This is a genomic window from Tangfeifania diversioriginum, from assembly GCF_900141875.1.
Classification (GTDB): Bacteria; Bacteroidota; Bacteroidia; order Bacteroidales; family Prolixibacteraceae; genus Tangfeifania; species Tangfeifania diversioriginum.
This window is the reverse complement of the sequence record NZ_FQZE01000056.1, coordinates 1-11229: the sequence shown is the minus strand read 5'-3', so window position 1 is coordinate 11229 and position 11229 is coordinate 1. Positions and strand designations below refer to the sequence as shown.

The 11229-nt window shown below is 42.9% G+C and carries 8 protein-coding genes; 3 read left to right on the top strand and 5 right to left on the bottom strand.

Going from position 1 to position 11229, the window contains the following annotated elements:
• Nucleotides 1-617 precede the first annotated feature (617 nt).
• The 3 genes from BUC07_RS19850 to BUC07_RS19840 form a co-directional block, all read right to left on the bottom strand.
• Complete coding sequence (locus BUC07_RS19850) at nucleotides 618-1424, bottom strand: 3-keto-disaccharide hydrolase (protein ID WP_073173989.1); 807 nt, start codon at nucleotides 1422-1424, stop codon at nucleotides 618-620.
• A gap of 69 nt (nucleotides 1425-1493) precedes the next feature.
• On the bottom strand, nucleotides 1494-2348 hold the full coding sequence (locus BUC07_RS19845; protein ID WP_073173987.1) for a metallophosphoesterase: 855 nt from the start codon (nucleotides 2346-2348) through the stop codon (nucleotides 1494-1496).
• 42 nt (nucleotides 2349-2390) lie between these two features.
• Nucleotides 2391-3392, bottom strand: a complete 1002-nt coding sequence (locus BUC07_RS19840) for a DUF4412 domain-containing protein (RefSeq protein ID WP_073173985.1) — start codon at nucleotides 3390-3392, stop codon at nucleotides 2391-2393.
• 221 nt (nucleotides 3393-3613) lie between these two features.
• Here BUC07_RS19840 and rhaB point away from each other — a divergent pair, with 221 nt between their 5' ends.
• On the top strand, nucleotides 3614-5083 hold the full coding sequence (rhaB, locus tag BUC07_RS19835) for a rhamnulokinase (RefSeq protein WP_073173982.1): 1470 nt from the start codon (nucleotides 3614-3616) through the stop codon (nucleotides 5081-5083).
• Between the two features lie 158 nt (nucleotides 5084-5241).
• Nucleotides 5242-6120, top strand: a complete 879-nt coding sequence (locus BUC07_RS19830; protein WP_073173980.1) for a MerR family transcriptional regulator — start codon at nucleotides 5242-5244, stop codon at nucleotides 6118-6120.
• Nucleotides 6121-6219: 99 nt separating this feature from the next.
• On the opposite strand, the gene ggt is transcribed toward BUC07_RS19830, so the two are convergent.
• The gene (gene ggt, locus BUC07_RS19825) at nucleotides 6220-7908 is read right to left on the bottom strand and encodes a gamma-glutamyltransferase (RefSeq protein ID WP_073173978.1); all 1689 of its coding nucleotides are present in this window, start codon (nucleotides 7906-7908) and stop codon (nucleotides 6220-6222) included.
• A 111-nt stretch (nucleotides 7909-8019) separates the two neighbouring features.
• Between ggt and BUC07_RS19820 the strand changes: the two genes are divergently transcribed.
• Nucleotides 8020-10887, top strand: a complete 2868-nt coding sequence (locus tag BUC07_RS19820; RefSeq protein ID WP_073173976.1) for a PD-(D/E)XK nuclease family protein — start codon at nucleotides 8020-8022, stop codon at nucleotides 10885-10887.
• Between the two features lie 138 nt (nucleotides 10888-11025).
• Here BUC07_RS19820 and BUC07_RS21190 read toward each other — a convergent pair.
• Nucleotides 11026-11229: hypothetical protein (locus BUC07_RS21190; protein ID WP_217652614.1), on the bottom strand; the 204-nt coding region annotated here is incomplete at its 5' end.

Here is an 11229-nt window from a genome sequence, read left to right as displayed (position 1 = left end):
GTGAATGCATACTCTGCTAAAAATCGAAACCATGTCAATGAACTTATATATTATGGCACTATTGCCGCTTAATTATTTAACGAAGTATTGATTTTTGAAAGAATAAAAATTGATTTACCTAATCAGTTCAACGTTTTTTATTGCATTCATCTTGAACCAACCAATAAATACAGCCCCGGCCTTCAGGCTGGGGAACCGAATTTGAAAAAGGGATTCCGGATTTTTGAAAAATTTGTATTTTTCATGTTTCAAATTTTTCAAAAATCCAAAGTCTGAACATTATCTTTTTTACCCCAACCTGAAGGTAGGGGCTATTTTTGTCCTTTTTTCAGCATACATCAATTTTATGAATTTAGCTGATTAGTTGCAAATTGATTTTATGAAGTATTTGATGTTTGGCGTGGCAATGTTTTGCAGCTTTTATAGCTGAAAGTAAAAACAGTAATGATGTAATTGAAAATAAGAAACTGCAGCTAAAATGCACGCGTTGAAAACGGGAATTGATAACAGCATCTTCCCGCAAAAATATTATATTGATTACGTAAAAGTGTACCGGCAAAAATAAGGGAGCCCTGCAATTAGTATTATGTTAAGCCTGTAACTCTCCGGCAGACCTGTTAATCAAGCGGTATCAAATCAACGCGGCGAATAAATATTTCAGCGCTTTCCGATTGAATCTGGATTTGGCCTTTTGACGGACGTACATTTGTGGCTTCATTTACCAGCTGTCCGTTCAGGAAAGTGGTGAGTTTGTCGCCATCGGCAATGCACTCCAGTTTGTTCCACTCGCCAACAGGTTTTTCAACGTCGTTTTTCCCTCTGAACCCAAGTTCGTCTTTCCAGTTGGGATCGCGTTTCAGCCAGTTAATACGGCCGGAGTTAATGGTTACTTCTTCACCGTCTGGTTGATAAACATAAGAGTTCCCCTGTTTTTCGGGGGCAACGGTGGCGGTAACACTGAAACGGTCGCTGCCGTCGCCCACCACAATTATATCACCAGTTCCGCCTTCAATTATTTGCGCCTCAATGGAGTGCATCCAAATACCGGAGGAGCTGCCGTCTTCTCCCTGCGAATGAAGGAGAAGTCCACAGTCGCGGGCATTTTCGAGGCGCGGGGGAAATACGTCGTCGCCCCATTTGAATTCTACAACTATGTGGTAATTTTCAAATGATTTGTTGGTAGTAATGCAGCCCCATTCTTCGCCGGAAATCCGAATCATTTCGTCCCGGACAGTGAAAACATTTTTCGGATCGTTGTTTTTTCCACTGTGTTGCAAATAGGTGTACCAGCCGTCCAGGTTTTGGCCGTTAAAAAGATGAATGGCCTCCCCGGAACTAAAATCACCTGTTTGTGCGGAGCTGCTTGAAACTGAAGAGGTCAGAAATATGATGCATAGAAGGCTAATAAATAATTTTGTTGCCATAGTTTAAGTTTTAAGCAAATATATTCATTCTATTGTAACTGGGAGCGCTCAGCCAAAATGAATGCTGATTCACTCCACTTTTTCAATGTTTAACGTCCGGTCGGGTTCCTGCCCGTATCCTCTGATTTCAATTTTGTCGTTATTTAATGTAATTCGTGCAAACGCATTCTGGTTTTCGGTTTCCACCATGGCGCGCATGGTTAAAAAATGGATGCCGTGCTGCTTTACATAATTTCCTGCGTGGTTGTGCCCGTTCAGCCACAGTTTCACATTGTTGTATTTTTTTAGAATTTCGACTACCTGTTTCTGATTCCAAAGTGTATGTGCTTCTTGCGGCAGGAGCGGGTAGTGGCAAAAAACAACCACATTCAGGTTTTTGGCAGCAGCTTGTTTTAACTGCTTTTGGAGCCAGCTGATTTGTTCGCTGCCCATTCCACCATTCCAGTCCTTGGCATTGGGTTGTTCATTGTTTTTCAGTTCGGAAAGCATTTTTTCAGCTTTGGATACAATTTCAGGGTTTGCCGAATTTAAAGTGATTTCATTACCATCGAGAAAAACAAAATGCCAGCCTTCTTTTTCAAAAGAGTAATAGGTTTTTCCCAATCCCAGTGCCTGGGGAACCTTATCGAGTTTGTCTTTGTCAACTGCAAGATCATGGTTTCCGGTAACGTGATAAACAGGATAATTTGATTCTTCCAGTATTGGTTTCAGTGCATTAAAGCTTTCGAAATCGCGGTCAATCAAATCTCCCAGTCCGGCTACAAATTCTATATTTTTGTCACTGTTGAATTGACCTATGCATTCATCAAGTTTCTCTTTTGAATTCCGGTAAAAGCGACTGCCCATAGTGTTACAGTCACAGTACTGGCAATCGGCAAAAACACCAAAACTAATTTGAGGATAAACGTTTAAGGCACCAGTCATGCCAATTATTGTTAAAGTGAGTAATCGGATAAAATGCATTGCCTACTCCGGTTTGCTTTCTTCTTCATCAGTGGAAAAATTGATGGAGCCCAGGTTTGTAATTTGATATTCATTTAATGCAAAGCGTTTGTTTGAGTTTTCATCAACCTCGGTAACCTGCATGAATGATTTTTCGCCGGTTTCCTTGTCGTTGGTAGTTACTTCCATCATGTAGCCCCACGGAATGCCGTGCGAATAGAGGCTGGTTTGAAACAGCGTGCTGAAAAAATCGCGGGTGTTAAGTTTTAAATTTTTGGTAATCCAAATATTCGATTCCGATTCTTCGTCAGAATATTTGTATTCTTCGCATTTATAACCGGCAATGGTTTTTGTGCGGCCTGTTTTTTCCACGTTGGGATTGGCAAGATACGATTCCGGCGTTTCATCCAGTTCGGCTTCTTCCTCCCAGCTTTGGCCCATCGATTCGAAAAATGATCCCATGCCATACACAATGCCTGTTTTCTCGCCATTTTCATCGCTTAAAATTATGGTGGCCCCATTTTTGGCATCAAGGATAAAAAGCCCCTGGCCGGTGTTGCCCACATCGCCCGATATCATTTCATAAGCCATGTTCTGCGCTTCCGGATCAAAATGGGTGACAAATTCCCCCTCGCTCTCTTTGTTGCCTTTGGCATCATACGATTCCATGTGCATTTGTATCTTGTTTTTAAACTGATAACTGTCGGCAACAGGAACCGGCTCACCCGACATGCCCATTCCTTTCATGATATTTTGCATCCGTTGTGCCCGTTCTGCATCTTTTTCTTCGCGCGTGGGGTTGTTTGCTGAATCTTCGCCGGCTTCTTCTTCAATAGCCTCTTCTAATTTGTCAAGCTCCTTGTCAATGGCTTCGTCAACTTTTTCTTCCGCCTTTTCTTCTACTTTTTTTTCAACACGTTCCTGAACTTTATTGCGGATGTTTCTTAAAATTCGTTGCCCGTGCACAGGTTGAACCAATAAAAATACAATGAGTAATGCGAATGAATTCTTGAGAAATGTTTTCATTTTTCAACAGTTTTTTTGAATGATTAAATTGATTTTTAGTCTATAACAAAATTCGTTTAAAAAAACCAGAAAGTCAATACTGTTTGTAAAGTTATTTAGCTAAAAAGAGTAACAGGTATGGTTCTCGCTTTGTTTTTGCAGATATTTCATTTTTCATGAAGGAGCAGGATAGGATTTCCGGGCGTAAAATGTTATTTTGTGAACAATAAAAAAACGCAGAAATGGATAAAAACTACTTTTTAGCATTCGATTTGGGAGCTTCAAGCGGCCGGGCAATTTTAGGTGCGCTGAAAGACAATAGATTAGAGTTGACCGAAATTCACCGGTTTAAAAACCAAATGTCCAGGATTCACGACCATTATTACTGGAATATTTTTAATTTGTTTGAAGCGCTGAAAGCAGGGTTGAAAAAATGTGTTAATGAACATGGCATTCAGCCGCTCTCTTTTGGAATTGATACCTGGGGAGTAGATTATTCGCTGGTGACAGGAAACGGCCAGCTGAGTGGTTTGCCCTATGCTTACCGCGATCATCGAACCGATAATATGATGGATGAATTTTTCAGAAGTCTGCCCGAAAATGAAACTTACAAATTATCCGGAATTCAGTTCTTGCAGTTCAATACATTGTTTCAGCTGTTTTCATCGGTTTTGAATAATGATCCTGCGTTAAAAATAGCCGAAGGAATGCTTTTTACGCCCGACACGTTGAACTACTTGTTTACAGGTGTTCAAAAAAATGAATACACAATTGCCAGCACATCGCAGTTGCTAAAACCGGGAAAAGCGGAATGGGAAACTCGCCTTTTCAAAGCTGCCGGAATTCCTGAAAAACTGACCCGCGACATTGTTGAGCCGGGAACTGTTTTAGGGCTGGCTTTGCCCGAAATTGACGAACAAACCGGCTGCGGCGAGCTGACCTGTGTGGCCGTTGCTTCGCACGATACCGCTTCTGCAGTGGTGTCGGTTCCTGCCGAAGGTGAAAACTGGGCTTTCCTGAGTTCGGGTACCTGGTCGTTGCTGGGAATTGAAAGCCCGGTGCCGCTGGTGTCGGAGAAAACGCTGGAAATGAATTTTACAAATGAAGGCGGCGCGGAAGGCACTACCCGTTTCCTGAAAAATATTATGGGCATGTGGCTCATTCAGGAATGTAAACGGGTGTGGGATGATGAGAAAGAAATAAGCTGGCAGGAGATTGTGGACCTTAGCCAGTTGGCTGAGCCGTTTAAATGCTTTATTAATCCTGATGATGCCGGATTTCTTAATCCGGGAAATATGCCACGTGCCATTCAGGAATATTGCAGAAAAACCAATCAGCCGGTCCCCGAATCGAAAGGTGAAATTGCACGTTGCATTTACGACAGCCTGGTGCTGAAATATAAATATACCATCCGGCAAATTGAATCGGTTACAGGGAACAGGATTGAGAAACTGCACATTATCGGCGGCGGGGCAAATAACGAAATGTTAAACCAGCTAACGGCCAATGCGCTTGGCATTCCGGTAGTGGCCGGGCCAACGGAGGCCACGGCTATCGGTAATATTATGATGCAGGCCATGGCAATGGGGTTTGTTGGTTCGCTCAATGAAATCAGGGAAGTGGTGAGAACTTCATTCGATGTAAAAACATATTCCCCCTCGCCAAAACTCGACTGGGAAAAAGCTTTCGCAGCTTTTGAGGAATTAGTTTAGCCTTTCTGGAATCGGCCTTTACCGAAGGATATTCTTTATTTTGAATTCAGGCTTTTGGGGAATAAAACAATATTTGTTTAGAATTTATGTTTTTAACTTTAAACAAAATTGTGGTGGTGCTGTTTTATTGATTAAGCTAATTGACAAAACATTGAAAAATGAAGGAAGCCGGATATTCGATTAAAGACCTGGAAGTATTGTCGGGCATAAAAGCCCACACCATACGGATATGGGAAAAACGTTACAATCTTTTAATTCCGAAACGAACCGATACCAACATTCGATACTACAGTGATGCCGATTTGAGGAAAATGCTGAACGTTTCGATGCTGGTGAGAAACGGCTTTAAAATTTCAAAAGTTGCCCGCATGGGCGAAAATCAACTTTCAGAAAATATATTAAGCCTTACAGCACAAAAAGCATCAGAATCAGATTACATCGACCGGCTGATTTTGCACATGGTTAATTTTGATAATAAAGGTTTTTACAACCTTGCCAGCGAAATTATCGGTGATAAAGGATTGGAAGATGCCGTATCGAAAATCTTTTTCGATTTTTTTGTACGCGTGGGCATTTTCTGGCAGGTAGGTTCCATTTTCCCGGCGCAGGAACATTACGTGTCAGGTATTTTCCGGCAAAAACTAATTGCAGAAATTGACAAACTGGGCATTGACAATACCCGCAACAGCACCATCCTGTTTTTTCTCCCTGAAGGCGAATTGCATGAAATGAGCCTGCTTTTCTATTCTTACCTGGCCCGAAAAATGGGGTACAATGTTATTTATCTGGGGCAGTTTGTCCCCTTTCAGGATTTAAGCAAAATTCAGGAACATGTAAAAATTGATTTTGTGTTTACCGCGTTTATCAATTCTGTTCTGAAAGAAGATTTGGAAAACTACCTTGAACAACTTAAAGGATTATTTACTGACCAGAAAATATTTATTACCGGCTGGCAGCTTCAACTGCACCAACCCGGTTTGCCCCGCAATGTAAAAATTGTAAAAGATTACCACGAGTTTAAAAAGTTTTTCCGGTAAACCGGAGTACTGATTATTCAATTTCTTCAATACACGAAAAAACCGTCCATTAAGCAGCAGCCCAATTACCTATTGCTTTTTTCCTGTTGCCAATTTTCCTTAATACCCCGCAGCCTGTCCGTCTTTGCGCGATTCAGATGCACCATAAAACACTTTGTTTTCATTGTCCCGCATTATGGCCTGGTAGCCTCCGTAAGCGCCGTGTGAAAACTGAATGGTGTGCCCTTTGGAAATCAGTTCGCGAATGGTATCGTAACCGAACCCGCTTTCGAGGAAAACAGTTCCGCCGTCGGTCATTTTTTCGCCGGTGGGCTGGCTTGAGCCTTCGTGACGAATACGCGGCGCATCACCGGCTTCCTGGAGGTTCATGCCAAAATCAACAATGTTGCAAACAATCTGGGTGTGACCCTGTGGCTGCATCCCGCCGCCCATCAGTCCAAAGCTGATGAACGGTTCGCCGTCTTTGGTAATAAATGCCGGAATAATGGTGTGGAACGGCCGTTTGTGCGGTTCGTACACATTCATGTGGTTTTCGTCGAGCGAAAACAGCTCGCCGCGGTCTTGCAAAATAAAGCCCAGCTTGCCGGGAGTCATGCCCGAACCCATTCCACGGTAATTGCTTTGGATGAGCGAGACCATGTTGCCGTCTTTATCGGCAGTGGTCAGGTAAATGGTGTTCCCCTGTTCAAGTTCACCCGCCGGATAGCTTCGCGCTGCGCGGTCCTGATTGATCAGTTCTGCACGCTCTTTTCCGTATTTTTTGGAGATGAGTTCATCGATAGGGAGATCATTAAAATCAGGATCGGAATAAAATTTGGCGCGGTCTTCAAACGCCAGCTTTTTGGCTTCAATAAACAGGTGCATGTATTCCGTGCTGCCAAATCCCATCCCGGCAATATCGTAATTTTCAAGAATGTTCAGCATTTGCAGCACGGCAGTTCCCTGTCCGTTGGGCGGCAGTTCCCACACATCGTAACCACGGTAATTGGTGGAGATTGGTTCCACCCATTCGGAGGAGTGATCTTCAAAATCCTTCATGCTTAAAAAACCTCCCTGTTCGCGCACATAATCAACAATCTTCTCAGCGATTTCACCTTTGTAAAAAACATCGCGGCCCTCTGCTGCAATCAGTTCCAGCGTGTTGGCCAGGTACGGGTTTTTAAAAACTTCGCCTTTTTGGGGGGCTTCTCCGCCCGGCATGAAAATTTCTTCGAATCCGGGAAATTGTTTCAGTATCTGCGCATTGCGTTGCCAGTAGTAGGCAATTACTTCGGTGAGTGGGAAACCTTCGCGGGCATAATTAATGGCCGGCGAAAGGACATTTTCCATTGGCATTTTTCCGAATTTTTCATGTAGCTCAAACCAGCCGTCAACAGCGCCGGGCACAGAAACCGGCAAAGGACCTAGCGCCGGGATGCTTTCATAACCGTTTTCTTTGAAATAATCGAGGGTGAGTTCGTAGGGTGAACGTCCGCTGGCATTCAGCCCGTACAATTGTTCCGTTTCGGCATCCCATACAATAGCGAATAAATCGCCGCCGATTCCATTACCAGTGGGCTCAACCAATCCCAAAACAGCATTGGCTGCTATTGCGGCGTCAATGGCATTTCCACCCGATTTTAAAATATCGAGTGCTGCCTGCGTGGCCAGAGGCTGACTGGTAGCGGCCATGCCGTTTTGCGCGATTACTTCACTGCGTGTGGTAAAGTTCAATCCGTTGATTCTGTCTTGCGCCACTAATTGTATGGTGAGCAGGATGATGAAAATGGTGAAGATTGTTTTTTTCATTGCTGAATAGTTTTACTGAATTCTCAGGATTGTAAAATTAGTAAAATTTATTGCCGGAGAAAGATTTTGTTCTGCCGGTGAATTTTTATCTTCGGTGAAATTTTAAACAAAATGGAACGATTTCTCTCCCGCTGTGCCGGCTATATTCATGAAAAACACGGTGACGAACTGAAAGATATTTGCCTGGTTTTTCCGAACCGGCGTTCGGGCGTATTTTTTAAATCTTACCTGGGAAAGCAGTTGTCTCATCCTGTTATTGGCCCCAAAGTAACCACGGTTAACGAACTGATTGGGAGTTATTCTGATTGGCAGCAGGGAGAAAAATTACAGCTGATTTCCATTTTGTACGATGTTTTTAAAAAACACACGCAAACGACCGAAACATTTGACGATTTTTATTTTTGGGGCGAAGTGCTGCTGTCCGATTTTAACGACATTGACCGGTACCTGGCCAATGCAAAAGACCTGTTCACCAATATTGCCGACTTGAAAGAAATTGAAGCGCATTTCGATTACCTGACCGATGAGCAAAAAGAGGCCTTGGCAAGGTTTTGGGGCAGCATGGCCGTTGCCCACCATAAGGCCAATCACGAAAAGTTCCTGTTCATTTGGAAGAAATTGTACCCTGTGTACCGTGATTTTAAAGTTGAACTGCAAAGACGGGGAACTGCATTTGGAGGAATGATTGACCGGCAGGTTGTGGAAAATCTGGAAACGGGCGATTTTCAGTTTCCTTTTTCAAAATATTATATTGTTGGTTTGAATGCGTTGAACAGTTGTGAAAAGTTGTTTTTTAAACATTTAAAGCAGCTGGGGAAGGTTGAATTTTTGTGGGATTACGATCGCTTTTACCTCGATGATCCAAACAACGAAGCTGGCTGGTTTATGCGCGAAAACCTGAAACGCTTTCCGCCTCCTGCAAACTTTTTACCTGATGCAAACGGTTTTGAAAAGCGGAAAGATATCCGCCTTACAGCGGTATCGTCCAATTATGGGCAGGCGCAGGAAATCCCGCGTTTCATGCAACAAATCAAATCGGAATTTAAGCACGAGTTCGACAATACCGCGGTGGTGCTGGCCGATGAGTCATTGCTTTTCCCGGCGCTGGGGGCTATTCCCGAAGAATTTGGGAAAGTGAATGTGACCATGGGCTACCCGGTGAAAAATTCGGTGGTTTACGGTTTTCTGCTTTTGCTTATCAATCTTCTGAAAAACAGGAAATTAGACAATGAGCAAAAAACGGTTGTTTACCACCGGTTTGTTACCGATGTGCTGAACCACCAGCTGCTAAGTAACACCGAGCCTGAAAAAACAAAAGAGTTCCTCTCGAAAATAAAAGAGGAAAACCGGATTGTAATTCCGCTCGAAATCATTGATTTTTCGGATTTGCACAAGCTGATTTTTACACTGCCCGAAAAAGTAGGGGATTACAGCTCCTGGTTTTTGGAAATTCTCGGGCGTTTTTACGGAATGATTAAAGAGGCTGAGCCCGACAATCAGTTGCTGCCTGAATTAATTTATTCCATTTACCTGGCTTTGGAAAAGCTGAAAACGGTGATCCTGAGTGTTCAGGAAGAACAGGAGCGCGAAATCAGCGAGGCTGTATTTTTTCGGTTGTTCCACCAGTATTTGGGGCAGGTTTCCGTTTCTTTTGAAGGCGAGCCGCTGAGCGGAATGCAGGTGATGGGAATTCTCGAAACCCGCTGCCTCGACTTTGAAAACCTGATAATTTTGGGTTTGAACGAAAACAAATGGCCGCGTAAATTCACGGCGCCGTCGTTTATTCCTTTTAATATCCGCAAAGGTTTCGGGCTTCCCGGGATAGATGAGCAGGATGCCATGTACGCTTACTATTTTTACCGGCTGATTCAGCGGGCCAAAACAGTTTCGGCAACCTACAGTACGCTGAAGGAGGGGATTGGAACAGGTGAGTTGAGCCGTTACGGTTACCAGTTGCGTTACGATTCCAATCAAAAACCGCAGATGGTGAATCTCGATTTTCAGTTTTCAAACGATCCTGCCGCGCCAATCGTTGTGGAAGGATCACCGGAAAAATTATCTGTTTTACTTGATCGAAATTCGGCAGAAAGACCTTTGTCGCCAACTGCAATTAACACCTGGTTGCAGTGCAGTTTGCGGTTCTATTTCCGCTACATTTTGCAACTGCCCGAGCCTGATGAAATGAAAGATGAAATCGACAGCCCTGTGTTTGGAAATATCTTTCACGAAACCGCTGAAAACCTGTACAAACCATTTGTGGGCAAAGTGGTGACTAAACTGGATTTGGAAAAAATTCAGAAAGATAAAATCCGGGTTGAAAATGAAATCCGAAAAGCGATTGGAAGGAACTATTTTAAGCAGCGCGACCCGGATGCCAAAACAGTAAAGCTGGAAGGGAAAACAATTCTCATTTTTGAGAATACCAAAACATTTGTAAAACGTTTGCTGGATATCGACATGCAACAGGCACCATTCGAACTGGTGGCGCTGGAAGGAAATTATAAAACCAGATTTAATATAAGTTTGAAAAACAAGATCACACCCGTTTCAGTGGGAGGTAAAATCGACCGCATCGATATAGTAAACGGGCAAGTTCGTGTTATCGATTACAAAACCGGAAATGTAACCAGTTTTACATTTAAGGCGCTGGATGAACTTTTTGAACACGACCTTGAAAAGCCCAAAAAAGAAATTTTGCAGGCACTGATTTACAGCCTGGTTTATAAAGATGAGAAGGATGTTGAAGATGAAATTCAGCCGGCCATTTACAGCCTTCGAAAGTTGTTCGATGAAAAGTTCGCACCCGAAATAAAATACAATTCAAAACCTTTTGCTTTTCAGGAACTGGAACAAGAGTTCAGGGACAAAATGCACGACCTTGTGGCTGAAATTTATTCATCCACAACCACTTATTCTCAAACGCCTCACGAAAAAGTGTGTCAGAACTGCCCGTACAACAAAATTTGCCAGAGGTATTGATTTGGATTTCCCCTGGAATTCCCGTTGCCATTTTGAAAATAAGGATAATGATAAGGTTCGCTTATCATTGAGCATTAGGGATAATTTTTGTTTTGGTATTTTATTGGATGCATGAACCAGCAATACTTCGTTAAATAATTAAGCGGCAATAGTGCCATAATATATAAGTTCATTGACATGGTTTCGATTTTTAGCAGAGTATGCATTAACACCGAACACGTCAATAAATCGTTGCAACAGTAACCTGTTGTGGTTCATGGTTTTAATGTCAGTCATTGAAAATGGTTTACGTGCCTCTTTTGGTTGGCTCAACCAATGTTCCACTTTGGCAATATTGATTGC

Coding starts and splice junctions, on each gene's coding strand:
- BUC07_RS19820 (WP_073173976.1), top strand. CDS start 8,020: ATGGAACGATTTCTCTCCCGCTGTGCCGGCTATATTCATGAAAAACAC.
- BUC07_RS19850 (WP_073173989.1), bottom strand. CDS start 1,424: ATGGCAACAAAATTATTTATTAGCCTTCTATGCATCATATTTCTGACC.
- ggt (WP_073173978.1), bottom strand. CDS start 7,908: ATGAAAAAAACAATCTTCACCATTTTCATCATCCTGCTCACCATACAA.
- rhaB (WP_073173982.1), top strand. CDS start 3,614: ATGGATAAAAACTACTTTTTAGCATTCGATTTGGGAGCTTCAAGCGGC.
- BUC07_RS19840 (WP_073173985.1), bottom strand. CDS start 3,392: ATGAAAACATTTCTCAAGAATTCATTCGCATTACTCATTGTATTTTTA.
- BUC07_RS19830 (WP_073173980.1), top strand. CDS start 5,242: ATGAAGGAAGCCGGATATTCGATTAAAGACCTGGAAGTATTGTCGGGC.
- BUC07_RS19845 (WP_073173987.1), bottom strand. CDS start 2,348: ATGACTGGTGCCTTAAACGTTTATCCTCAAATTAGTTTTGGTGTTTTT.